This window comes from Streptomyces sp. NPDC002911 (assembly GCF_053591835.1).
The window spans coordinates 141161-164040 of sequence record NZ_JBSFUO010000004.1 but is presented as its reverse complement, the minus strand read 5'-3'; the positions used below and the strand labels follow the sequence as shown (position 1 = coordinate 164040).

Genomic DNA, 22880 nt, shown 5'->3' with positions numbered 1-22880 from the left:
TCACGATAAGGGCTCCGACGCGCCAACTACGGTGCTCACCATATGCTTGACGGCTCATCAGATGATGAAGGCCGGATCGGCCGGCCACGGAGCGCGATCGCCACCACCTCTGTCCGTCGTACCACCGGCCCTCACGGGTGCTGCGGCCCCGAGCGTGTCGCGGCGCCACGAGTCCGTTCGCCGTGGCCGGTGCGAGTACGGCGCCTTCCGGTTCGGGAGTCGCCGTCGGCTCAGCGCGACCTCAGCAGTTCGCGGACGTGACCCGCACGGGCGCGGACGTCGGACTCGGTGAGCCCCCCGGCCGGGAGGTCCACCGGCTCCGGGGGGCCAGGCCGGTGGCAGGGGCGGCAGAGTCCGTCGGGGAGGGCTTCCGGGCGTCCGGGCACACCGCACTTGGTGCACTCCGGCATCGTGCGGTGGACGGGCCCGCCGGGCGCGGGCGGTGCGACGGCGGGGGCCACGCGCGGCGGGATCTTGTTGTCGAGGCGCCGTCGGACGAACCCCACGGGTGAGCCGACCTGCGGGGGGAGCCCGGAGGCGAGGGCCTGGGTCAGGTACTCGGTGCTCACGCCCCGGGCCAGCCACTCGGCGGCCCGCGCCTCCAGGACCGCGCAGTCGGCGGCGGAGAGCGCCAGGCGGGGGTCGACGCGGCCGAGCTGCGCCAGGGCCAGATAGGCGGGCGAGGGGGCATCCGGCGCCGGGGCCCGTTGCCGCGGTACGGCCGGTGCGGCCGGTGCGGCCGGTGCGGCCGGTACGGGTTCCGGGGCTGCGGGCGAGGTGTCCGCGGGAGCGGGTTCCTCCACGGGGACCCAGGGAGGCGGCGGCGGGGGCGTGGTGTCGTCCGGCGCCGCCTCGCGGCCCTCGGCGACGAGGTGGGAGGCCCACCACTCGTTGTCACGGGCGGTCCGGGACCAGAACGTCCGGAAGACCCAGCGCACTTGGTCACCCTCGCCGACCAGGCACCGTGCGCGCCGCAGATGACCGGCGACGGACAGGGCCCGCAGGGCGGAGCCGACCGCCTGCTGGCCGTGGAGCGGCAGCTGCTTGGCCAGGCTCTTCACGTCCATGGCCGCACCGTCGGGGAGATGGTCGACGAACCCGGCGACGTACCGCTCGCGCTCGGGCAGGAATGCGAAGTCGTGAGCACTCGGCTGGGGTTGGCCCGGCATGGACCGCTTGCCGTAACCGGGATTGGCCATCGGGTACGGGCGGGAGAGCGCGGGCGCGCCGGGGGCGGGACTAGGGTGCTGGGTAACCACGGGATCGCTGCTTTCGATCTTGAGGTGAGACCCCGGCCGGTGCGTCAACACCGCGTCGGGGTCGTTCGTTCTGTCGCACCGTAAGCAGCCGTGACGCTTCGCGGCAAGTCGGTCACGAATAGTCATACTTGCTGGCCGTGACGGGTAAGGGGGGTGGGGGAGGTTTTCCCCAACCTTCTTTTCCCTACCGGTTGAAAGAAGGCGCTCGGGTCTCGGAACTCGCATCCCGACGCCCGGATCCCGAAGCTCAAGCTTCGGGCGCGGCCTTCTCCACGTACACCCGGAAGAGTGAACCGAACCTTCCCGACGCTCGGGTCCCGAGATCCGAGCGCCGAGCTTCGGACGCATCCCGCACCGGCAAGCACTTCACGCTCAGGAAGCGTCCGCTGACCCGCGCGGACCTCGACGAGTTCATCGAGGCGTACGGCCCGGACCGCCCCCGCTCCGAGCGGGTGGCGCCCGAGGACCCCAACGGCCACTTCAAGGTCAACCTCGACATCACCTGGATGAAGGACCCGGCCCTGGACGACACGGACAGTCTCCTGGCACCGGAGGTCATCGCCCTGGAGGTCGTCCAGGACCTCCAGGCGGCACTCAGTGAGTTCGCGGCCATCGCCGAGTCCCGCGGAGGGGAAATCCCGGCCGACCCGAGGTGGAATAGGAGACTTCTCCCAGCACCGCCCGCCACCACCGACCGAACGGACACCGCCCCCATGTACGTCAGCCGGGTTTCCGTCCAGGACATCAAGTCGTTCAACGGCCCGCGTCAGGTCGACCTGCGCCTGACCCGCCCGGACGGTACGCACGCCGGATGGACGGTCCTGGCAGGGCGAAATGGTGCTGGGAAGACGACCCTGTTGCGGGCGATCGTGTTCGCACTCAGCGGTCCGGTGGCCGCCCGTGGCCTGGTCCTCGGGTTCGGCAACTGGGTGGCGCACGGAGCCACCGAGGGGCGCATCGAGCTGGAGATCACCCGGGATACCGAGTACGACCGGTTCACGCACGGCCGTCCGCCTGCCGGCTCGTTCAAGGCCGGGCTCCGGTGGAGTGTCCCCCGTGAGGGTGGACCGGACGGCAGGCCGACCGGACGGCGCGGGGTACAGCCCTCACTCGAAGAGATCACCTACACCGGAGCGCTCAGCAGCAACGCCCGGCGGGGTCCCTGGGCGGACAACCCTGTCGGCTGGTTCTGCGCCGCGTACGGGCCGTTCCGCAGGATGGCGGGCGGGTCGGGCGAGGTCCAGCGGCTGATGCTCGCCTCCGGTCCGGCGGCGCGGCAGGCGAGCCTCTTCCATGAGGACGCCTCGCTCGCCGAGGGAGTCGCCTGGCTCATCGAACAGCACCTCCGGGCGTTGGAGGGCAGAGCCGGAGCAGCCGTCCTGAAGAACACCGCTCTCGCGATCCTTCAGGACGGGCTCCTGCCCGACGGGTACCGCATCATCGACGTCGACTCGGAGGGACTCTGGGTGGAACGGGACGGCATCCGCTTCCCCCTGCGCGAGATGGGCGACGGATTCCGGACGGTGGCCGCGCTCGTCGTCGACATCCTCAAGCAGATCCACGCCACCTTCGGTGACGCACTCGTGGCGGACGCCGACGAGGGGCTGCTCTTCCACCGGGTTCCGGGCATCGTCATCATCGATGAGATCGACGCCCACCTCCACGTCTCCTGGCAACGCCGCATCGGTTCGTGGCTGACCACGCACTTCCCGAACATCCAGTTCATCGTCACGACGCACAGCCCGTATGTCTGCCAGTCCGCAGACCCGAGCGGGCTCATCCGGTTGCCCGGGGTCGGCGAAGAGGAGCGCCCCGAGGTTGTCGGAGGAGACCTGTACGAACGCGTGGCGGAAGTTCACCCGGCCGCCGAGCTGTCGTTCGGTGGTGGGGGCGACGTGTCGGGACCGCTCCGCGATCCGGCCCTGCTGAGTGCTGGGTTTCTCGGCTGAGTTGCTGTCAGGCGTCGAGCGAGCCGTTCCTGACGGCGGTGACGAAGGCCGACCAGCTTCCCGCGGACATCACCACGGCCGGTCCGTGGGCGACCTTGCTGTCCCGTACGGGTACGGCGTCGTAGCCACGAGCCACTTCAAGGCATTCGCCCTGACTGCCGCCGCTGTAGCTGGACTTGTGCCATCCGACGAGAGTGGATGAGTCGGAGACGGTGTGCTCAGTGCTGCCCATGTGCGTGTTCCTCCGCTGCCGCCCGGACGGCGATCAATGATTCTCGGCGCGACATCGCGTCACTCAGCGCAAGAGCGTAAGCGGTTTGACTGGTGCTCACCAGTGAGGGATCGTCCAGAAGGTTTCCCGAGAGGAAGCCTTCGACATACGCCACGGGCGCGGAGTCCTGGAAGCTCATGAGCGTAAGCAATCCCTCCTGGAGTGCGTACGCACCGGCTCCGAACGGCAATACGTGTAGCCGAATGCGGCCGGAGGCGGCCATATCCGCGATCTTTTCGAGTTGCTCCGCCATGACCTGAGGCCCTCCCACCTCACGGCGGAGCACGGCTTCGTCGAGGATCGTCCAGACGACTGGCTTGAACGGTCCGTCAAGGATCTGGGAGCGCTCTGTTCGAATGACGACGTCTCTGTCAAGTTCTGCAGGCTGGTGGTTCGGCCTGTATGCGGAGAACAGCGCACGGGCGTAACCCTCGGTCTGGAGGAGCCCGGGAACGAGAGCGGGGGCGAACTGCCGGATCTCGATCGCCTGCCGTTCCAGTTCGGCCACCGCCGCGAAGTGGTCGACGAACTTCGTGTCCAGATCTTCGAGCCACCGGGCGAAGAACCCGTCCGTGGCCAGGGCCCGGTCGATCCGCTGGGCGTCATCCGGGTTGGGCAGCCGACGGCCGGCTTCGAAGTGGCTGATGAGCGTCGGCGAGCACACGATCTGCTCGCTCAGCGCCTCCTGGGTCAGCCCGGCCGTCGTGCGCCTGAGCCGCAACTCCTCGCCGTACTTCGCTCGTGCCGTGCGCGGCCTGTGGTGCGACGCCATGCGGCCAACTCCCCGGGATGACAGGCGCGCTGTCATGCGCGAACCCCTGGCAGCGTAGCGAAAAGCGACCTCATGCTGTGGATGATTCGTCACGGAGTGCAGTCATTCGCTCCTTCGTGTGGCGTGTCCACGAAACGCGAGGAAGGCAGGAAGACATGAGGGACCGCATCGTCGGGCTTTTCGGGCTGCTGGTGAGAAGGCCGGTGCCGGAAACGGAGCATCGCCCCGGCGGGATCACGGCACGCCGCACCGGTGAGCGTCCGCCGCGCGGCGAGGACAGCCCGCTGGTGCGTCCGTACTACGTGGCCCACGAGAGGGAACGGCTCGCAGAGCTGAGGCTGCGGCGTGTGCTCGTGGTCGCCCGGTGCGGATGGGGGGCGGCGGCGTGAGGGCGGACTCCGGGGAAGCGCGGCTGCTCCCGTGGACGACGGCGGACGGCAAGCCCTGCTATCTCCTCGGGGACGGCGCGGGCACGGTGTCGCGGATCGCGGACCGGGTGGAGAGGGCCCAACTGTCCATGGCCGGGGACCTGCTCGGCCACGCTGCGGACCTTCTGGCCGACCGCCGGTCGACCGGCGTCCAGGTGCACTACCTCGCCTGCCGCCTGGCCGAGTCGCTGGGCGACGTACGGCGTGTGGCCGAGAGCCGGGGTCGAAGGCTGGGCGAGGGCTCGAACGCCGACGGACCGGATGAGAGGTGATCGGCCGTCAATCTCCTTGACCACCTGTTGCGGCATGCACATGCTGATCGAACCGATCACGCCGTACGTCACAGCACGAGGCCCCCGTGGCCATTCGCAGGCTGAACACCCACCAGCTCGAAGCCTCCACTGCCAACCTCGCCTACGCCAGGAAGACGGTGAACGCCGGCAAGTACCTGACCCCCTTCCGCTCACCGGAGATCGATGTCGACGACTTCTACTGTGCTGCCTGGGTGCAGGCGGTCGCCGCCATCGATCACCGGTTCCGCGAGGAGCTGTTTCACCGGGTGGGCCTGTCGGCGGAGAAGGCCTGCGGACCATCGAGGCCGCCGCCCACCCGGCCCTGGAAGTCATGTCCCTCCGCCCCGGGGACGGTTCGCCGTACAGCCTGCGCCCCCTCGCCGGGCTGCCCCGTCTGCGCACCCTCGTCGCCGGCCCGGGCACACTCGCCGACCCGCTGGAGATCGCCCGGCTCACCGGCCTGGAGTTCCTGGAGCTCGGACCACGGGAGTGGAGAGTGCTCCTGGACGCCGGAGCGGTCCCGCGCACCCTCTCGGCGGCCGCCATCGGGGGGCGAAGCGAGCAGGGCGCCCCGAACATCGCTCTCGCCAACGAGCTCCTGGCCCTGTGGGACCGGCCGCTGATCTCCCGAGCCGTTCTCGAAGGAGACCTCGGCCCGTGGTGCAGGGCGAGGATCACCTGGGCCTGCGTGCTCCCAACCTCCGCGCCCGGCACGGCGGATGGGGCCCCTTGCATGAGCCCGGCGGCCGTTGCGGTTAACTGTCTCCCTCCGTTCACGCTCAGACCTCGGAAGGACCTTTTGTGAAGTCATGGATCACGCGCGCCGCGGTGGCCGGCGCCGCGGCGGTGGCCCTGGTGGTGGGCACGTCCGGTACGGCCAGTGCGGCCGACACCACGCTGTTCCTGTCCGACATCGACGGCCGTTCGCTCGGCACGATGACCCACCTGGACCCGGACCCGGACACCTTCCGGGTCTGCGACACCCGCGCCGACGGGCACGGCGTCACCGGGAAGCTGTACATCTACATCGGGGGCTGGCAGCTCAAGGAGACGCAGGCGGACGGCGGCGACGCCGGGTGCGACTACTTCGACTACGACGTCGTCTCGTACACCGCCAAGTACCTGATGAAGATCTGCTGGAACGGCCCCGGTGAGATCTGCGCCAAGAAGGAATTCACCGAGGACTGACGAGTCGCCCCCGCTCCGGTCCGGTGACCACGCCGACGGGTCCCGGGCCGTGCACGGCGGCAGGCGCCCGCAGGCCGGGTGGCCGTGGGGAGCGGTCCCCACGGCCACCCCGCGCCGTTCAGTTCGCCAGGTCCGCCAGCTGTTCGTAGCCCGCGATCGAGCGCGGGTCGCGGGTGCCCGGTCCGACGTACGTCGCCGAGGGGCGCACCAGGCGGCCGGTCCGCTTCTGCTCCAGAATGTGCGCCGACCAGCCCGCCGTGCGGGCGCAGCTGAACATCGACGTGAACATGTGCGCCGGGACCTCCGCGAAGTCCAGCACGATCGCCGCCCAGAACTCGACGTTCGTCGCCAGGACACGGTCCGGCCGGCGGGCGTGGAGCTCCTCCAGGGCCGCCTTCTCCAGGGCCTCCGCCACCTCGAAGCGCGGGGCGGCCAGCTCGCGGGCCGTGCGGCGCAGGACGCGGGCGCGGGGGTCCTCGGCACGGTAGACGCGGTGGCCGAAGCCCATCAGGCGCTCGCCCTTGTCCAGCGCCTGCTGCACATAGGCCCTGGCGTCGCCCGTCCGCTCGATCTCCTCGATCATGCCGAGTACCCGGGACGGTGCCCCGCCGTGCAGGGGGCCGGACATCGCGCCCACCGCCCCGGACAGCGCCGCCGAGACGTCCGCGCCGGTCGACGCGATGACGCGGGCGGTGAACGTCGAGGCGTTCATGCCGTGTTCGGCGGCCGAGGTCCAGTAGGCGTCGACCGCCTTGACGTGCTTCGGGTCGGGTTCGCCGCGCCAGCGGATCATGAACCGCTCCACCACGGACCCGGCCTTGTCGATCTCGCTCTGCGGCACCATCGGCAGCCCCTGGCCACGGGCCGACTGGGCGACGTACGACAGGGCCATCACGGCGGCCCGCGCCAGGTCGTCGCGCGCGGTCTCCTCGTCGATGTCGAGCAGCGGCTTCAGGCCCCACACCGGAGCCAGCATGGCGAGCGCGGACTGCACGTCGACGCGGATGTCGCCGGAGTGAACGGGGATCGGGAACGGTTCGGCGGGCGGCAGGCCGGGGTTGAACGCCCCGTCCACCAGCAGGCCCCAGACGTTGCCGAACGACACATGGCCGACGAGGTCCTCGATGTCCACGCCACGGTAACGGAGCGCGCCGCCTTCCTTGTCGGGTTCGGCGATCTCCGTCTCGAACGCGACGACTCCTTCAAGTCCGGGTACGAAGTCGGACATCGGGCGGCTCCCTCGACTCGGCGGCTGTATGACGGCCACGAAGGCCTGGCCACGATACTGGCGGGTTACCACGACGCGGGGAAGGGTGACGTCCGGCACAGCCTCACGGCTCGCGGACCGGCGGTCGCTCCCCCTCCCCCCGGGGAAACCGGCCCGCTGCGGCAGGATGGCCCCGTGCCCACAGCTGATGCCACTCCGTCTTCCGCTTCCGCCTCCTCTCGCGTCCCGTCATCCGATTGCACCACCGATCCGGCCGCGATGCGCGAGCAGTACCGCTCCGAGGACTTCGTCGAGAAGGATCTCGCCGCAGACCCCATGGACCAGTTCGCCCACTGGTTCCGCCAGGTCGCCGGGGGCGGCGCGCTCCACGAGCCGAACGCGATGGTGGTCTCCACCGCCGACTCCCGAGGCCGTCCGTCCTCCCGGACGGTGCTGCTGAAGCACTACGACGACCGCGGCTTCGTCTTCTTCACCAACTACGGCTCGCGGAAGGGCCGCGAGCTGACGGCCAACCCGTACGTCTCGCTGCTCTTCCCCTGGCACCCGCTCGCCCGCCAGGTCGTCGTCACCGGCACCGCGGCCCGCGTCGGACGGGAGGAGACGGTCGCCTACTTCCGCACCCGCCCCCACGGCTCCCAGCTGGGCGCCTGGGCGAGCGACCAGTCAACGGTGGTCGGCTCCCGCCAGGAGCTGACCGCCCGCTACGAGGAGCTCGCCGCCCGCTACCCGGAGGGCGAGAAGGTCCCCGCCCCGCCGCAGTGGGGCGGCTTCCGCGTCGTGCCGGACGCGATCGAGTTCTGGCAGGGCCGGGAGAACCGGCTGCACGACCGGCTGCGGTACGTCCGGGACAGCCCGGCCGACGGCTGGCGGGTGGAGCGGCTCTGCCCCTGACCTGTCAGGGCGCCTCCCCGCCGGACGGCATGGGAGGCGACGGCAGGAGACGTACGAGGTCCAGGAGGCCGGCCTCGGCCGTCTCCTGGCCGAGGAACACCGTCCGGTAGACGAGGTAACCGACCCAGCTGTCCACGACCGCTTCCAGTGGCATGCCCTGGGGCAGCTGGCCCCGCGCCACGCCGGCCCGCAGGAGCTGCGCGGCCGGTCCGGCGTGGGCCTGGAGGAGGTCCCGCAGCTCGGCCCGCCCGGGCTCCCCGCGCTCGGTCAGCGCACCCGTCACCACACTGGGGTCGCCGAGCAGGGTCAGGGTCCGCACCAGGCCGCGCAGCCAGAGCAGGGCGTCCTCGCGTACGTCACCGGTGTCGGGGGCCGGGCCCGGGGCGAGCCGGTCCGCGACCGCCTCGGTGATCACCGCCGCCTTGTTCGGCCACCAGCGGTAGACCGTCATCCGGGCCACTCCGGCCCGCGAGGCGATGCGCTCCATCGTCACGCCCTTGTATCCGAGCTCGGCCACCAGCTCGCGCGCGGCCGCCAGAACGGCCTCGTGGGCCTCCGGGTCGCGGCGGGGGCCACGACGGGGGCGTGAGGCGGCGGCAGGGCGGTCGTCCATGGGACCTCCGGTCCGGGGCGGTGGGCACAAAGCCGGAATATCTAGACTGTACGTACTGTCTAGTCTAATGCCATCCGGCACATCTCAGCGTGGAGGTTCAGTCATGGAAGACCGGTTCAGCGGCAAGGTCGTCCTCATCACCGGCGGCGGCTCCGGTCTCGGCCGTTCGGCGGCCGTACGGGTCGCGTCCGAAGGCGCCAGGCTGGCGCTCGTCGACGTCAGCGAGCAGGGCCTCGCGGACACCGCGGCAGCGGTGGAGAAGGCCGCGCCCGGCGCGGAGGTCCTGCGGATCACCGCCGACGTCAGCTCCGAGACGGATGTGCGGCGGTACGTCTCCGCCACGGTCGAGGCCTACGGACGTATCGACGGCTTCTTCAACAACGCCGGCATCGAGGGCAAGCAGAACCTCACCGAGGACTACGGCACCGAGGAATTCGACCGTGTCGTGTCGATCAACCTCCGCGGCGTGTTCCTCGGCCTCAAGTACGTGCTCCCGGTCATGAAGGGCCAGGGCGCCGGCTCCGTCGTGAACACGGCCTCCGTCGGCGGCATCCGCGGCGTGGGCAACCAGTCCGGTTACGCGGCCGCCAAGCACGGCGTCGTCGGCCTCACCCGGAACTCCGGTGTGGAGTACGGCCAGTTCGGCGTATCCGTGAAGGCGATAGCACCCGGCGCCATCATGACCCCGATGGTCGAGGCCTCGCTCAAGCAGATCGACGCCGAGAACTGGGAGGAGGCCGGCGAGGCCTTCGTCAGCGTCAACCCGATGAAGCGCTTCGGCAGGCCGGAGGAGGTCGGCAACCTGGTCGCGTTCCTGCTCTCCGGGGAGTCCGGCTTCATCAACGCCACGGTCATCCCGATCGACGGCGGCCAGTCCGAGCAGTACTGACGGCGAGGGGCTCCCGGCCGCGAACGCCCCAGGCCGCCGAGGATCGCCCCGGAACGCAGGAACCCGCAGGCTCTGGTCCCCCTTGCGGAGGAGCCGGCCGGACTTACCGGCGAGCCTGCGGGTCGGTGACTGCTCGGGTTTCGGCAGGCAGCCTGCCGAGGTGCACGGTGTGCGACGACGGGCTGTCAGCCCGCAGCCACCTCACGAATCCGATAAGACTGCACTTTTCGGATCACCTCCTTTCAGCGTGTGCCCACAGCCTAGGAACCGCCCCGCGGCCGCACAAGCGAATTAACGGAGCGCAGGTGGACACCGGATTTCCGGGAAGTGGCTGTGTGGTGGCTCACGTTCGAGTTCAATGGTCTGACGTGCGGCAATGCGGAACGCGAAGCGGAACACGCCCTGCGGGAGGTACGGAGTGAGTGCGTCCAGGAGCACCGGCACCACCGACGCGCTCGGTCCCGACGAGGACCCCGAGCGGGAGCCGTCGGCGGCGGCGATTCCGGGGTCGCGGCTCCTCGCCGCGCTGCTCGACGGGATGGACGCCGCGCTCTGCGCGTTCGACGCGCACGGCACCATCACCCACTGGAACCGTGAGGCCGAACGCATCCTCGGCTGGACCGCCGCGGAGGCCGTCGGGCGACGCGGTTTCGCGGGATGGGCCGTGCGGAGTGCGGACGCGGAGGACGTGCAGGGGCGGCTGCTCGCCGCGATGGACGCACCAGGCAGGCAGGTTCACGAGTTCGCGCTGCTGCGCAAGGACGGCGGGCGGGTCCTCGTACGGACCCAGTCGTCGGGGGTGCGTGGCGAGGACGGGAAGCCCGCCGGGGTGTATTGCGCGTTCAGCGAGGTTCACGCGCAGATCGATCTGGAGCGGTCCATCGCGCTCAGCGAGGCCCTGTTCGAGGACGCGTCCTGGGGCGTGGTCCTCGTCGACGTCGACCTGCGCCCGACCATGGTCAACGCCTACGCGGCCCGGGCGCTCGGCGGCGGGCGCACCGCGCTGCTGGGGCGTCCGCTGGGTGAGCTGATCGTGCTCGGTGTGGAGGATCTCGAGGGCGCGCTGCAGCATGTCCTCGCCGAGGGCGCGCCGCTCGCTCCGGCCGAGTTGTGGGTGACGCTGCGGACCTCCGAGGGTGAACGGCGGCGCTGCTGGCGCAGTGGATTTCTGCGGCTGGCCTCGCCGTTGGCGGAGGAACCTGTTCCGCTCGGGGTCGGCTGGCTGTTCAGGGATGTCACGGCGGCGAAGCTCGCGGAGCAGGACGCGGACCGGGTGCGTTTCCGTGCGAACCAGCTGCACCGGGCGGCCCGCCAGGCGTCGGAGTGCGAGGACCCGATGGAGGCGGCGACCACATCGCTGGACTATGCCCTGGCGGGGTTCGCGGACCATGTGGTCGTCGATCTGCTGGCGGATCTGGCGGCGGGGGAGCGGCTCGTACGGGCCGCGGCCACGCCGTACGACGCGCCGGGCCCCTGCCTGCCGGTCTCCGGTGGCTCGCTCCCGGTGCGGTACGCGCCGGGGCACCCGGCCCTCCAGGCCGTGGAGCGTACGGGTTCCGTCCGGGCCGCCGCGCCGGCGGGCGCGGGCGAGGGGTGGGCCGTTGAACAGCAGTGGCCGGGGGACTCGGTGCACGCCCTGTGCGCGGTGCTGCGGAGCCGGGGGCGGACGCTGGGTGTGGTGACGTTCCTGCGCGTGGCGAACCGTAGTGCGTTCGAACGCCCCGACGTGATGTACGCGGAGAGCGTGGCGGTCCGGGTCGCCTCGGCGGTCGACCTGGCCCGGCTGACGGCCGGGCCGGGAGCCTGAAACCGAAGGGGCCCCAGCGCGGCCGGGGAGATGCTCAGTGCCGGTAGAAGATGCGGTCGCCGTACTCCCGCATCACGCGCCCGTTCCACTCGTGCCCGCCGTCGACGTTGCCCGAGCGCAGCAGCGGCGGTTCGATCCCCCGGGCGACGAGTTCCTCCGCCGCGGTGGCCATCATGGCCTGCATCAGAGCGCTGGTGACGACCGTGGACGCGGGCGCGAACGGTGCCTCGACGCCCTCCGCCGTCAGCTCCGCGTCGCCGATCGAGATCTTGCTGTCGAGCACGATGTCGCAGTGGTCCCGGAGGAAACCGCCCGAGGCGTGCCGGGACTTGGTGCCCGTCGTGTACGCGACCGAGGTGACCCCGACGACCGTCAGCCCGAGCGCCCGCGCGTTCTGCGCCATCTCCACGGGCAGCGCGTTCCGCCCGGACAGGGAGATGATCACGAGGAGGTCGCCGGAACGGGCCGGGCCGGCGTCGAGCACGGCACTCGCGAGACCGTCCACCCGCTCCAGCGCGGAGCCGAGGGTGGCCGGCATGACGTCGACGCCGAGGGTGCCGGGCACGGCGAGCAGGTTCATCAGGGCGAGTCCGCCCGCCCGGTAGACGACGTCCTGCGCGGCGAGCGAGGAGTGCCCGGCGCCGAAGGCGAAGAGCCGGCCGCCCCCGGCGACGGTGTCGGCGATCGCGGCACCCGCGGCGGCGATCGCTCCGGACTCCTCGTCGCGCACCCGCTCCAGCAGGCCGATCGCTGCGTCGAAGTACTGACCGGCGAGCTTGCTGTCGCTCATCGAGGAGGCCTTTCCTGCGGGGTGAGGGCCCGTGCGGTGCCCGTGTCGCGGATCACGTTGCGGTCTGGACCAGTGGGCTGTCAATAGCGTTCGGAGGCCGGCCGTCGGGCACGGACTCGTGACGGCGTGGCACGGTTGCCGGTGCTATGCGTCAGAATTGGTGGAGGGCCATCGCACGACGACTTCAGGTCACTGCATCGAGGGGCACGAATGTCCGGACTGATCGATACGACGGAGATGTATCTCCGCACCATCCTCGAGCTCGAAGAGGAAGGCGTGGTCCCCATGCGCGCCCGGATCGCGGAACGGCTGGACCAGAGCGGTCCGACGGTCAGCCAGACGGTGGCGCGCATGGAGCGGGACGGGCTGGTCCAGGTCGCGGGCGACCGTCATCTGGAGCTGACCGAAGAGGGGCGGCGCCTCGCGACGCGGGTCATGCGCAAGCACCGGCTCGCGGAGTGCTTGCTGGTCGACGTCATCGGCCTGGAGTGGGAGCAGGTCCACGCCGAGGCGTGTCGCTGGGAACACGTGATGAGTGAGGCCGTGGAGCGCCGCGTGCTGGAGCTGCTGCGGCACCCGACGGAGTCGCCGTACGGGAATCCGATCCCGGGCCTGGAGGAGCTGGGCGAGAAGTCCGAGGCCGATCCGTTCCTGAACGAGGGCATGGTGAGCCTGGCCGACCTCGACCCGGGCGCGGAGGGCAAGACCGTGGTGGTGCGCCGGATCGGTGAGCCCATCCAGACCGACGCACAGCTGATGTATTCGCTGCGGCGGGCGGGCGTGCAGCCCGGCTCGGTCGTCAGCGTGACGGAGTCGGCCGGCGGGGTGCTGGTCGGCTCCAGCGGGGAGGCGGCCGAGCTGAACGCCGAGGTCGCCTCGCACGTCTTCGTCGCGAAGCGCTGAACCGCGCTCGATCCGTGCTGGGCAGGGCCTGAGCAATGCCTGCGCGCAGCGCTGAGCGGTACTTGCGTGCGCACCGACACCGTGGTCGCACGTGCAGTCGTTGGTGCGGATGCACATGCAGATCTGAGCGGGTAAGCCCGCTTTCTGTTTTCCGCCCGGAATCGCAGCGCCCGGGCGAAACGCGTGCCAGGCTATGGCCAGGCATGTGACCTGAGGGTGCCGGCGGAATCTGCCGTGCGGTCGGGAGGGAGCAGGAAATGCGCCCGTCGTACTGGCACGCGCACCGTGAGGTGGTTGCCGGGCTCTCCGAGGTCCTCAGGCTGTCCGGGGGCCTCGCGCTCTCCGACGCTTTCGTGGCCGTACGGAGTGTTCGCATCGCCCCGGTGGGCCTTCGTGGCGCGCCGGTGGTCCGCCATGGGTGCGGACCCGTGTGTTCCGGAACAGGGGACGGCCCCGGCGCCCGAAGGTGCCGGGGCCGGTCCTCCCCTGCGCTGACCCGGAGCCCCGAGCTCTCGAGGTCAGTCCCCGCGGACCCCTGTCCCCGAGTGGTCCGCTTCCCGGAGAAGATCTCCCCCGGGAGGCCGTCGTCAATCCTGAACCGTTGTCACTCAAACGTGGGATGTTGCGAGCCAGAAGCAGGTGTTCGAATAAAGGTTCGATAGTCTGGCGTGCGCGAACACACGGTGATCGAGGACCAGAAGGGGGTGCCAGAACCTATGGTGCGGCGCATCGATGTGACCGGATCGGACGGCGTACGCCTCGCGGCCTGGGAGTTCGCCGATCCGCCCAAAGGGCGTGCGGAGGACGCGCAGGCCCCCGGGATCTTAATGCTCCACGGACTGATGGGCCGGGCAGCTCATTGGGCCTCCACCGCCCGCTGGCTCTCCGAGCGCCACCGGCCGATCGGCCTCGACCAGCGCGGTCACGGGCGGAGCGGGAAGCCGGCCGACGGCCCGTACACCCGCGACGCCTACGTCGCGGACGTCGAGTCCGCGATCGAACAGCTCGGCCTCGCCCCCGTCACCCTCATCGGGCACTCGATGGGTGCGCTCACCGCATGGCAGCTCGCCGCGAAGCGCCCCGATCTCGTCAAGGCGCTGATCATCTGCGACATGCGGGCCTCCGCGCCCGGGGCGGCCTCGCAGCGTGAATGGGAGGACTGGTTCAAGGCCTGGCCGCTCCCCTTCGCGACCCTCGCCGAGGTGCGGAAGTGGTTCGGCGAGGACGACCCCTGGGTGGAGAGGCCCAACCCCTCCCGCGGCGAGTTCTTCGCGGAGGTGATGGCCGAGAGCTCCGACGGCTGGCGGCCCGTCTTCTCCCAGGAACAGATGCTGACGTCCCGGGCCACCTGGGTCTACGACGCCCACTGGGAGGAGCTGGCGCAGGTGCGCTGCCCCACCCTGGTCCTGCGCGGGATCGACGGGGAGCTGGGCAGGGCCGAGGCCCAGGAGATGGTCCGCGTTCTGCCGCGCGGGCAGTACGCGGAGGTGGAGGACGCCGGCCATCTCGTCCACTACGACCGGCCGGAGGGCTGGCGCAGAGCGGTGGAGCCCTTCCTGGAGCAGCTCGCCGAGGGCTTCCGGGACGACCGGGAAACCGTCAGCCCCTGAAGCCCGTCAGTCGTGAAGCCCGTCAGCCTCTGAAGTCCGGAGGCCCACGGACCAGGAAGCCCCGCTCCCGGAGGTCCGGACGCCGGAGCCTCGCGGCCCGTCCGCTCAGCCCTTGCTGACCGCGGCGAGGATCTCCGGGAGCCGGTCCGCCGTGCGCGGCGCGGCCAGCCGTACGCCCAGCCACCCGATGAACGCCCCGTACACCGCTCCCACCGGAAGCAGCAGCCACAACTGGCCCTCATGGTCCGCCACGTGCAGCCAGACCGTCAGCCCGATCACGGGCCCGCTGAGCACCGCGGCCGCCACCATGCCGCCGAGGATGGAGATCCAGGCCAGCCCGGCCTGCCCCGGCACGACGTTCTTGAACGCCCCGTCCTGCGGGATCGAGTACGGGAACAGCGCCGAAGCCAGGGCGCCGGTCGCCAGCATGGCGCCGAGCAGGGCGAACGACAGCCCCATGACCCCCGGCAGCGCCGCCCAGTCCCCGAGCACCGCCGCGGTCACCACCGTCACCAGGACCGTGTACGGCAGGGTGATCAGAAGCAGGGCCAGTGCCCGCGCCCGCAGTTCGAGAAAAGCGTCCCGGGTCGTGGAGACCGACAGCGCCACCATCCAGAAGGCCGAGGTGTCCTGCCCGAACTGGTTGTACATCTGCATGCCGAGCACCCCGGCCGCGAAGCACGCGACGTAGACCGACCCCGACCCCTGCACCGCGTTGAGCACCGGCACGATCAGGCCGATCGCCAGCGCCGACACCCAGGCCGCCTTGGTCTTCGGATCCCGTACGACGTACCGAAGACTCCGCTGCATCACCGCCGTCGTATGCCCGTCGGGGAGCAGCGAGAAGAGCCCGGAGCGGTCCGCGCCGGACCGGCCCGCCGACGGTTCGGCGGCGGCGACCGTGGAGCCGTCCGGCGACGTCATCAGCTTCACCAGGCTCCGCTGCCACAGCCACAACAGGCCGACCAGGGCGAGCACCGACATCAGCAGCTGCCCGAGCGCCGCACCGTACGCCCCGTCGGAGGCGGAACCCACGGCCCCGAGAGCCGAGGCCGGCGGCAGCCAGCGCACCACGTCCGCGACCGGTTCCAGGGACGACAGCCCGCCCGCCCGGCCCAGGCGCTGCGCACCGAAGCTGACGAACTGGATGCCGACCGCGATCACCAGCCCGCTGAGCACCGCGAGGTCGCGGCCCTTGCGCGAGGTCAGCAGCCGGATGTTGGCCGTGGCGACGGACCGTGCCAGCGCAGCACAGACGAGCAGCGTCAGCGGCACGGCGATCACCGCGAACACCACGGCGGCGGCGCCGTGCGCCACCGCGATCACCGAGCCGAGGGCCAGAGCGAGCGTGAAGAGCGGGCCGATGCCGATCAGCGAGGCCACGAGCAGTGCCCCGATCAGCGGGCGGGGCCGCAGCGGCAGCATCACCAGCCGGCTCGGGTCCAGGGTCTCGTCACCGCTCGGGAAGAACAGCGGCATGACAGCCCAGCCCAGCGCCACCACCGCGGTCAGCAGCACCACCAGGGTGCCCGCCTGCGCGTGGCCGCGTAGGGCGACCAGGCCGATCACCTGACCCGCCGCGAGCAGCAGGGTGACCACGAGGGACGCGACATAGGCGGCCCGCCGCCCCGACGACTGACGCAGCCCGTTACGCAGCAGCGTCAGCTTGAGCCGTACGAAGACGGGGACGAGGCTCTGACCGCGCACGACCGGAACGGCGGACCCCGCGGGGGCGTCCAGCACCGTCATCGGGCACCGCCCAGCCAGTCCAGGGTCTCCCCGGTGTCCCGGGCGCCCGCGCCGACGAGTTCGAGGAAGGCGTCCTGCAGGGAGGCCGCCTCGCCGCGTACCTCCGTCAGCGTGCCCCGGGCCCGGATCCGTCCGGCCGCCATGACGGCCACCCAGTCGCAGAGGGACTCCACGAGCTCCATGACATGGCTGGAGAAGACCACGGTCGCGCCGGAGCGGGTGTAGCGCTCCAGCACCCCGCGGATGATCTGCGCGGACACCGGGTCAACGCCCTCGAACGGCTCGTCGAGGAACAGGACTTCGGGGTTGTGCAGCAGCGCGGACGCCAGCCCGATCTTCTTGCGCATCCCGGTCGAGTAGTCCACGACCAGTTTGTGCTGGGCCCCCGCGAGATCCAGGACGTCGAGGAGCTGGGTGGCCCGCTTGTCCACCTCGGCGCCCGGCAGCCCGCGCAACCGGCCGGTGTAGCCGAGGAGTTCACGCCCGGAGAGCCGCTCGAAGAGCCGCAGCCCCTCCGGGAGCACCCCGATCCGGGACTTCACCTCGACCGGGTCCCGCCACACGTCGTGGCCGCCGACCTCGATCCGGCCCATGTCGGGCCTGAGCAGCCCGGTCACCATCGACAGCGTGGTGGTCTTCCCCGCGCCGTTGGGGCCCACCAGGCCGATGAACTTGCCTGCGGGCAGCTCCAGATCGATACCGGCGACCGCCACCTGTTCCCCGAACCGCTTCCAGAGCCCCTCCACCCGCACGGCGGGCGGTGGCGTCGGAGCCGCACCCGCCGTGTCCGTCCCGCCCGAACTGTCCGCCTGGTCCGGCATGGCACTGCCTTTCGATATCCCCGCGTGTGGGGACCACCCTACGAAAGACGTGTCCGGGCGTCGGCCGCTTCCCTGGCGCAGGCGTACGCGAGCGGGGTGATCAGCTCGTCCGCTTCGGGCAGCCACAGGTTGGTGCGGGACGGCCGGCGGGCCCACTGCACGGCGCCGCGCCCGCCGACCCGGGTCGGCGGCGCGGCCACGTAATCGCCCTCGCCGCGTCCCACCAAGCCGATCGCTTCGGTGTCCCAGCCCAGTTGGCGTACGAGCCCGGGGGCCTTGGCGGCGGCGCCCGGCAAGGAGAGGAACAGCATGCGGCGGTCCGGAGTGCGGGTCACCGGGCCGAGCGTGAGGCCCATCCGCTCCATCCGGGCCAGGGCCAGGAAGCCGGCGGACTCCGGTACGTCCAGGGCGTCGAACGTCCGGCCGGCGGGCATGAGGACCGATGACCCGGGCTGCCCGGACCACATCCGGCGGGCCGCGGCAGCGCTGCCGGTCGCCTGGCCCGCCCAGTTGGGCCGGGTGGGGTGGGCTCCGGGAGCGGCGCAGCCGGCGTCGCCGCACGAGCAGCGCTCCGTCCCGCCGACGGCCTCGAGCCAGGTGCCCGGGAACACGTCCCAGTGCCGTTCCTGGGCGTACCAGGCCGCGGCCTCGAGCAGCTGTTCACCTCGCTGTTGGGGGACCTGGGGGGCTTTCGTCACTCCGATGGTCTCTTCCACGCCCCACTCAACTGCCGGCGTCACCTGGGGTTACGGGCGCGCAGGCGCCCTTCGCGGCGGATCGATCCTGCATGCGGGGCGCACGGATGCATGGGCGGGGGCGCGTGGGAGGAAGCGCATCGATGTACGGGTAACGACTTGCAGGACTGCATCAACTCACCACCGCCCATACCAGATACAGATGAATATGCGCATTTCTTGTGCCGTGCCGGGCAGTGATGCCTTCTCCGAATCACTGCGGTCCCAGGGGGAAAATATGGCAGCCAGACCTCTCGTCGCCCGCCAGCCGAACGAACGGCTCCAGACGCTCATCCAGGAGGCGGCGTGTTCCAACGCCGGCCTCGCACGACGGGTCAACATGGTCGGGGCGGAGCGGGGGCTCGATCTCCGCTACGACAAGACCTCCGTGGCCCGCTGGCTGCGCGGACAGCAGCCACGCGGCAGGGCACCGGGAATCATCGCCGAGGCCATCGGGCGCAAACTCGGCCGCACGGTCACGATCGACGAGATCGGCATGGCCAACGGCAAGAGCCTGGCCTCCGGCGTCGGTCTGCAGTTCGCACCCACGGTGCTCGGCGCCATCGAGCAGGTCTGCGAGCTGTGGCGCAGCGACGTCGGCCGCCGCGACCTGTTGTCCGGATCGGCGGTGGCCGCCTCCGCCCTGGTCGAACCCAGCCGCGACTGGCTGATCACGGGCGCCGACCCGCAGGTGGCACGGACGGCCGGGAGCCGGGTCGGCATGCCGGACGTGGCGGCGGTGCGGGCGATGACGGCCGCGCTCGTCGACCTGGACCACCGCTTCGGCAGCGGACACGTGCGGCCCGTCCTGGTGCACTACCTCAACAGCGTGGTGTCCGGGCTCCTTTCGGGGTCGTACCGCGAATCAGTCGGCCGCGAGCTGTTCGGTGCGGCCGCCAGACTCACCGAGCTCGCCGGGTACATGGCCGTCGACACCGGTCAGCCGGGGCTCGCCCAGCGGTATTACATCCAGGCGCTGCGTCTGGCCCAGGCTGCGGGAGACCGGGCGTACGGGGGCTATGTGCTGGCCGCGTCGATGAGCCATCTCGCGGCCCAGCTCGGCAATCCGCGCGAGATCGCCCAGCTGGCGCGGGCCGCCCAGGAGGGTGCGCGGGGGCGGGCCACCCCGCGGGCGGAGGCGATGTTCCACGCGGCGGAGGCCCGGGGCCATGCCCTGATGGGCGATGCCCGCACCTGCCAGACCGTGGCGGGCAGGGCGGTGGCAGCGCTGGAGCAGGCCGACCCGGAGAAGGGCGACGACCCCGTCTGGATCGCCCACTTCGACGCGGGTTATCTCGCCGACGAGCTGGCCCACTGCCACCGGGACCTGGGCCAGGCCGAGCCGACCGCACGCCGGGCGAAGGAGGCCCTGGCGGCCCTCCCGGAGTCCCGGACCCGGCGCCGGGGCATCGGCCTGGTGTTGCTGGCCACGGCGCAGGTGCAGCAGCGTGAGGTGGAGCGGGCGTGCCACACGGGGCTGCGGGCGATGGAACTGCTGGGGACGGTGCGCTCCAGCCGGGGTGCCGAATATCTCGACGACCTCCAGCAGCGGTTCGAGCCGTACGCGAACGAGCCGGCGGTCCGGGAGTTCGGTGCCAGGCTGGAGCTCCAGGCCGCCTGACCGGCCCCGGATTCGACGCGGTCCCTGGGCGAGCCGCCCATGTACAGCGCCGTGGGCGCCCCACGTGTTACCACCGTCCTCACCGGCGGTGTGAAGGGGTGGTGCGCGCTTCCGGGCGCTTGGCGCCGGGCTCCGGGCACCCGGTAGCGTGAGCCGACGATTCCATAGGTTCACACGTAGGAGTCCCGGTGACGCAGAGCGGACAGGGTGACGAGCCGCAGCTTCCCGCTGTACGGCCCGCACACGAGGGTGTCGTGCTGCCCGCGGAGGGTGGTGCCCCCTGGAACGCGGGGGAACCGGCGGGCGGGCAGCCGGACCAGGCCGCCCCCGCGGGCGGGCAGCCGTGGGGCCGGCCCTGGGGGCCGCAGGCCACGGGCCAGGACGGCCCGCCGCCGGGACACCTGCCACCGGAGCAGCCCCGGCAGGGGGCTTACCAGCAGCCGCAGCACGGGCAGTACCAGCCCTCGCAGCAGCAGTACGCGCCTCCCCAGGGCGGTTCGTACCAGCAGGACCCGTACCAGCAGCACCAGCAGCCCTATGCCCAGCCCCTGCCGTCCGAGGCCGGTCCCATGGGCCAGGGCCAGGGCCAGGGCACGGGGCAGGGCGGGGACGCCGACGCCACGCAGTACATCGCGCCCGTCCCCGGCGGGCCTCTCCCTGGAGGGCTGCCGCCCGAGCACCCGGCGGAGTCCGCCCGGTACCCGGGGCAGTCCGCCGCCCCGGCGCAGCCGTCCGACGCGGACGCGACCCAGTACATACCTCCGGTGCCCGGCGGTGCTCCGTACGGGATCCGGCCGGGTGCCCCGGGGGACCGGCAGCCGCCCGCGGAGTTCGACAGCCTCTTCCGCAGCGAGGAGCCGGCGGCCGGCACCCAGCAGATGCCGCGCTTCGACGGGCCTCAGCAGCCGCGGCCCCACCAGCCGCGCCAGCCGCGCCAGGCCGCTCAGCCGCCGCCGCAGGGCGCCCAGCCCTACCCGCCGGGCCCGCAGGGCCTCCACGGCGGACAGGAGCCGGACCAGGACCATGCCGCGCCGCCGCGCAGACGGTCCGCGGCTGTCCCGCTGATCGCGGCCGTCGTCGTCGGCTGTGCCGTCATCGGGCTCGGCGCCGGGGCCCTGATGAGCGGGGGCGGCGAGGACGCCTCGGACGACAAGCAGTCGGTGGCCGCGCAGAGTTCACCCGCGGGCGACGCGGCCGGGCAAGAGCCGGACGACCCCGCGAAGCTGCAGGCCGAGGCGCTCGACAAGCTGCTCGCCGACAGCAACGACAGCCGCTCGGCGGTGATCAGCGCGGTGGAGAAGATCAAGAGCTGCCGGGCCCTCGAACAGGCGGCCACCGACCTGACGGGCGCGGCGGAGCAACGCCGAGGGCTGGTGACCCGGCTCGAGGCGCTGAGTGTCGACCAGCTGCCCGGCAACGCCGAGCTGAAAGCCTCCCTGACCAAGGCCTGGCAGGCGTCGGCGGAGGCCGACGACCACTACGCCACGTGGGCCGGCCAGGCCAAGAACGACAAGAAGATCTGCAAGGGCGGCACGGCCCGCTCGACCGGAGCGACCGCTCAGGCCGGTGTGTCGAGTAACGACGCCACCATCCAGAAGCGCAAGGCCTCGGGGCTGTGGAACAACATCGCGCGGAAGTACGAGCTGAGCGAGCGCGCCGCCACGCAGCTCTGACGCAGTGGTTTCCGGCTCCCGGCGTCCGCCCATGGCCCGGGGGCCGTTGCGCGTGTGTCAGCCGCCCGCGCGGGCGTTCACGAGGGTCTCCGTGACATCCACGAAGCCCTTCTTCTCGGCGGTGAGACGCCCGTCGCGGACCACCTGGAACGTCACCCGCCCATTGACGATGCGTCCGTAGGCGGCCGTGCCGACCATGTCCTGGAAGCGCCAGCGCAGGACCGGGGTGAGGCCACCGGTGTCCACCTCGACGCCTCGGTTGAGGCTGACGGAGACCCCGCCCGACGTGATGTCCGGCCGGTCCATCGCCTCGACGACCGCCTTGAGCGCGGTGTACGCGATCCAGGTCGTCTGCACGCCCGTGTCCGACGGATCGATCCGGTCGTCCCCGAAGGCGTACTCCCTGATCACCTCGCGCATCTCGTTCCAGCGGGCGTCGCCGGCCTCCGGGTACCAGCCGGTGACGAGGGCCCCCTCGAAGGGGCTGGCGGGCCCGCCCGTACGGTCGATGAGGTTCTGGCTGACGCTGCCGAGCACCGACGAGATCCGTACCTCGCTGCCCTCGGGTTCGAGGCGGCGGAAGGAGTCGAAGAACGTCTCCGTGCTTTTGCCGAGCACCGCGGTCACACAGCCGTCGCCCGCCCGGGCGAGGGCCTTCGCCGCGTCCGCGTCGTACGAGGTGGCCTTCTCGGCGGTGCTGATGTCGTAGGACGCGGGGCGCTTGCTCCGGCTGAGGCTCGAGTCGAGGAGCCCGGGCATGGAGTCGCCGACCAGGGTGTCGGGGCGCACGAGCGACACCCGCTCGCAGTTGCCCGCCAGCTGCTCGCCGTTGCCCGCGACGAGGGCCGGCTGGCCGCCGTTGACCGGGTAGGAGAGGTAGCTGGTGAATTCGTCGGCGGAGGCACCGTACCCGCCGATGTACGGGATCCCGGCCGCCTCCAGCGGAGCCAGGAACGCCCGGCCGTACCTGCTGTACGAGCCGACGACCGCGGCCACGTCCTCGTCCGCCGCCCGCCGGGCGCACTTCGAGGCCCCGGCCGCGGTGTCCTGCTCGTTGCAGGTGAGCACCCGGAGCTCATGGCCGTCGACCCCGCCCTTCTCGTTGATCCAGCGGGCGTAGGTCCTCGCCATGGCCGGCATGCCCGCCATGTTCACCGCGTCGGCTGCGGTGGTGTCGGGCGCCCAGGTCATCACGGTGACGGGCTCCCTGGAGTCCCCCGAGGCTCCGGGGAGGACCCCGCAGCCCGAGATCAGCAGTGCCCCGGCCGCCACCGCTGTGAGGAGCCTGCAGGGGCGGGGGGAGGTGAGGCGTCGCCATCCGGTCATGGGTAGGAACTCTCGCGGTTCACGGGTAACGCCACAGCGTGCTCCGGTCAACGCGTGGTGGCCTG

Annotated in this window: 21 protein-coding genes and 1 pseudogene; 12 read left to right on the top strand and 10 right to left on the bottom strand. The window is 71.5% G+C overall.

Annotated features, from left to right (window positions below; all coding sequences use genetic code 11):
* Window positions 1-230: 230 nt before the first annotated feature.
* The gene (locus ACWD04_RS08580; protein WP_451129502.1) at window positions 231-1259 is read right to left on the bottom strand and encodes a MarR family transcriptional regulator; all 1029 of its coding nucleotides are present in this window, start codon (window positions 1257-1259) and stop codon (window positions 231-233) included.
* Window positions 1260-1450: 191 nt separating this feature from the next.
* Between ACWD04_RS08580 and ACWD04_RS08575 the strand changes: the two genes are divergently transcribed.
* Window positions 1451-3208 carry an AAA family ATPase gene (locus ACWD04_RS08575; protein WP_451129500.1) on the top strand — a complete coding sequence of 586 codons (1758 nt, stop codon included), beginning with the start codon at window positions 1451-1453 and terminating at the stop codon, window positions 3206-3208.
* A gap of 7 nt (window positions 3209-3215) precedes the next feature.
* Here the strand turns inward: ACWD04_RS08575 and ACWD04_RS08570 are convergent, their stop codons facing one another.
* Together ACWD04_RS08570 and ACWD04_RS08565 are read right to left on the bottom strand one after the other, a co-directional pair.
* Entirely contained in the window at window positions 3216-3440 is a 225-nt protein-coding gene (locus ACWD04_RS08570; RefSeq protein WP_451129498.1) for a DUF397 domain-containing protein, read from the bottom strand.
* The gene (locus ACWD04_RS08565; RefSeq protein WP_451129496.1) at window positions 3427-4251 is read right to left on the bottom strand and encodes a helix-turn-helix domain-containing protein; all 825 of its coding nucleotides are present in this window, start codon (window positions 4249-4251) and stop codon (window positions 3427-3429) included. Before ACWD04_RS08565 ends, ACWD04_RS08570 begins: the two co-directional genes overlap by 14 nt.
* A gap of 155 nt (window positions 4252-4406) precedes the next feature.
* On the opposite strand from ACWD04_RS08565, the gene ACWD04_RS08560 reads away from it, so the two are divergent.
* From ACWD04_RS08560 to ACWD04_RS08545, 4 genes and pseudogenes are all read left to right on the top strand, one after another.
* Window positions 4407-4640 carry a hypothetical protein gene (locus ACWD04_RS08560; RefSeq protein WP_451129494.1) on the top strand — a complete coding sequence of 78 codons (234 nt, stop codon included), beginning with the start codon at window positions 4407-4409 and terminating at the stop codon, window positions 4638-4640.
* Window positions 4637-4951 (top strand): hypothetical protein, encoded by a 315-nt coding sequence (locus ACWD04_RS08555; protein ID WP_451129492.1) that lies wholly within the window; start codon window positions 4637-4639, stop codon window positions 4949-4951. The genes ACWD04_RS08560 and ACWD04_RS08555 overlap by 4 nt, the downstream gene beginning before the upstream one ends.
* Before the next feature lie 319 nt (window positions 4952-5270).
* Window positions 5271-5630: pseudogene (locus ACWD04_RS08550) on the top strand (SMI1/KNR4 family protein); the annotation flags it as partial.
* A gap of 143 nt (window positions 5631-5773) precedes the next feature.
* A complete protein-coding gene (locus ACWD04_RS08545; RefSeq protein WP_451129490.1) occupies window positions 5774-6160 on the top strand; it encodes a hypothetical protein in 387 nt (128 codons plus the stop codon).
* Window positions 6161-6278: 118 nt separating this feature from the next.
* Here the strand turns inward: ACWD04_RS08545 and ACWD04_RS08540 are convergent, their stop codons facing one another.
* The gene (locus ACWD04_RS08540; protein ID WP_451129488.1) at window positions 6279-7388 is read right to left on the bottom strand and encodes a citrate synthase 2; all 1110 of its coding nucleotides are present in this window, start codon (window positions 7386-7388) and stop codon (window positions 6279-6281) included.
* Window positions 7389-7646: 258 nt separating this feature from the next.
* Between ACWD04_RS08540 and pdxH the strand changes: the two genes are divergently transcribed.
* Window positions 7647-8279, top strand: a complete 633-nt coding sequence (gene pdxH, locus ACWD04_RS08535; protein WP_451129486.1) for a pyridoxamine 5'-phosphate oxidase — start codon at window positions 7647-7649, stop codon at window positions 8277-8279.
* Window positions 8280-8283: 4 nt separating this feature from the next.
* On the opposite strand, the gene ACWD04_RS08530 is transcribed toward pdxH, so the two are convergent.
* Window positions 8284-8892: a TetR/AcrR family transcriptional regulator gene (locus ACWD04_RS08530; protein ID WP_451129484.1), complete on the bottom strand. Its 609-nt coding sequence runs from the start codon at window positions 8890-8892 to the stop codon at window positions 8284-8286.
* Window positions 8893-8995: 103 nt separating this feature from the next.
* On the opposite strand from ACWD04_RS08530, the gene ACWD04_RS08525 reads away from it, so the two are divergent.
* Window positions 8996-9781 carry an SDR family oxidoreductase gene (locus ACWD04_RS08525; protein ID WP_451129482.1) on the top strand — a complete coding sequence of 262 codons (786 nt, stop codon included), beginning with the start codon at window positions 8996-8998 and terminating at the stop codon, window positions 9779-9781.
* A gap of 418 nt (window positions 9782-10199) precedes the next feature.
* The gene (locus tag ACWD04_RS08520) at window positions 10200-11588 is read left to right on the top strand and encodes a PAS domain-containing protein (RefSeq protein WP_451129480.1); all 1389 of its coding nucleotides are present in this window, start codon (window positions 10200-10202) and stop codon (window positions 11586-11588) included.
* 34 nt (window positions 11589-11622) lie between these two features.
* On the opposite strand, the gene ACWD04_RS08515 is transcribed toward ACWD04_RS08520, so the two are convergent.
* Window positions 11623-12378 carry an SIS domain-containing protein gene (locus tag ACWD04_RS08515; RefSeq protein WP_451129478.1) on the bottom strand — a complete coding sequence of 252 codons (756 nt, stop codon included), beginning with the start codon at window positions 12376-12378 and terminating at the stop codon, window positions 11623-11625.
* Between the two features lie 210 nt (window positions 12379-12588).
* Between ACWD04_RS08515 and ACWD04_RS08510 the strand changes: the two genes are divergently transcribed.
* Window positions 12589-13281 carry a metal-dependent transcriptional regulator gene (locus tag ACWD04_RS08510; RefSeq protein WP_451129476.1) on the top strand — a complete coding sequence of 231 codons (693 nt, stop codon included), beginning with the start codon at window positions 12589-12591 and terminating at the stop codon, window positions 13279-13281.
* Window positions 13282-13997: 716 nt separating this feature from the next.
* Complete coding sequence (locus tag ACWD04_RS08505; protein ID WP_451129993.1) at window positions 13998-14891, top strand: alpha/beta fold hydrolase; 894 nt, start codon at window positions 13998-14000, stop codon at window positions 14889-14891.
* Between the two features lie 105 nt (window positions 14892-14996).
* Here the strand turns inward: ACWD04_RS08505 and ACWD04_RS08500 are convergent, their stop codons facing one another.
* The 3 genes from ACWD04_RS08500 to ACWD04_RS08490 are packed head-to-tail and all read right to left on the bottom strand — an operon-like array spanning window position 14997 to window position 18177.
* Entirely contained in the window at window positions 14997-16640 is a 1644-nt protein-coding gene (locus tag ACWD04_RS08500) for a transporter (RefSeq protein WP_451129474.1), read from the bottom strand.
* Window positions 16637-17461: an ABC transporter ATP-binding protein gene (locus ACWD04_RS08495; RefSeq protein ID WP_451129472.1), complete on the bottom strand. Its 825-nt coding sequence runs from the start codon at window positions 17459-17461 to the stop codon at window positions 16637-16639. The genes ACWD04_RS08500 and ACWD04_RS08495 overlap by 4 nt, the downstream gene beginning before the upstream one ends.
* A 38-nt stretch (window positions 17462-17499) precedes the next feature.
* Window positions 17500-18177 carry a bifunctional DNA primase/polymerase gene (locus tag ACWD04_RS08490; RefSeq protein WP_451129470.1) on the bottom strand — a complete coding sequence of 226 codons (678 nt, stop codon included), beginning with the start codon at window positions 18175-18177 and terminating at the stop codon, window positions 17500-17502.
* A 256-nt stretch (window positions 18178-18433) separates the two neighbouring features.
* On the opposite strand from ACWD04_RS08490, the gene ACWD04_RS08485 reads away from it, so the two are divergent.
* Window positions 18434-19816, top strand: coding sequence for a transcriptional regulator (locus ACWD04_RS08485; protein WP_451129468.1), 1383 nt, complete (start codon window positions 18434-18436; stop codon window positions 19814-19816).
* 188 nt (window positions 19817-20004) lie between these two features.
* On the top strand, window positions 20005-21489 hold the full coding sequence (locus ACWD04_RS08480; protein WP_451129466.1) for a hypothetical protein: 1485 nt from the start codon (window positions 20005-20007) through the stop codon (window positions 21487-21489).
* Between the two features lie 57 nt (window positions 21490-21546).
* Here ACWD04_RS08480 and ACWD04_RS08475 read toward each other — a convergent pair whose 3' ends face one another.
* Entirely contained in the window at window positions 21547-22815 is a 1269-nt protein-coding gene (locus ACWD04_RS08475; RefSeq protein WP_451129464.1) for an ABC transporter substrate-binding protein, read from the bottom strand.
* Window positions 22816-22880 lie beyond the last annotated feature (65 nt).

Excerpts from the sequence above, each read along its gene's own strand:
- ACWD04_RS08530 (WP_451129484.1), bottom strand. The coding sequence starts at position 8,892 with ATGGACGACCGCCCTGCCGCCGCCTCACGCCCCCGTCGTGGCCCCCGC.
- ACWD04_RS08540 (WP_451129488.1), bottom strand. The coding sequence starts at position 7,388 with ATGTCCGACTTCGTACCCGGACTTGAAGGAGTCGTCGCGTTCGAGACG.
- ACWD04_RS08560 (WP_451129494.1), top strand. The coding sequence starts at position 4,407 with ATGAGGGACCGCATCGTCGGGCTTTTCGGGCTGCTGGTGAGAAGGCCG.
- ACWD04_RS08510 (WP_451129476.1), top strand. The coding sequence starts at position 12,589 with ATGTCCGGACTGATCGATACGACGGAGATGTATCTCCGCACCATCCTC.
- ACWD04_RS08505 (WP_451129993.1), top strand. The coding sequence starts at position 13,998 with ATGGTGCGGCGCATCGATGTGACCGGATCGGACGGCGTACGCCTCGCG.
- ACWD04_RS08495 (WP_451129472.1), bottom strand. The coding sequence starts at position 17,461 with ATGCCGGACCAGGCGGACAGTTCGGGCGGGACGGACACGGCGGGTGCG.
- ACWD04_RS08500 (WP_451129474.1), bottom strand. The coding sequence starts at position 16,640 with ATGACGGTGCTGGACGCCCCCGCGGGGTCCGCCGTTCCGGTCGTGCGC.
- ACWD04_RS08515 (WP_451129478.1), bottom strand. The coding sequence starts at position 12,378 with ATGAGCGACAGCAAGCTCGCCGGTCAGTACTTCGACGCAGCGATCGGC.
- ACWD04_RS08475 (WP_451129464.1), bottom strand. The coding sequence starts at position 22,815 with ATGACCGGATGGCGACGCCTCACCTCCCCCCGCCCCTGCAGGCTCCTC.
- ACWD04_RS08565 (WP_451129496.1), bottom strand. The coding sequence starts at position 4,251 with ATGGCGTCGCACCACAGGCCGCGCACGGCACGAGCGAAGTACGGCGAG.
- pdxH (WP_451129486.1), top strand. The coding sequence starts at position 7,647 with ATGCGCGAGCAGTACCGCTCCGAGGACTTCGTCGAGAAGGATCTCGCC.
- ACWD04_RS08570 (WP_451129498.1), bottom strand. The coding sequence starts at position 3,440 with ATGGGCAGCACTGAGCACACCGTCTCCGACTCATCCACTCTCGTCGGA.
- ACWD04_RS08525 (WP_451129482.1), top strand. The coding sequence starts at position 8,996 with ATGGAAGACCGGTTCAGCGGCAAGGTCGTCCTCATCACCGGCGGCGGC.
- ACWD04_RS08485 (WP_451129468.1), top strand. The coding sequence starts at position 18,434 with ATGGCAGCCAGACCTCTCGTCGCCCGCCAGCCGAACGAACGGCTCCAG.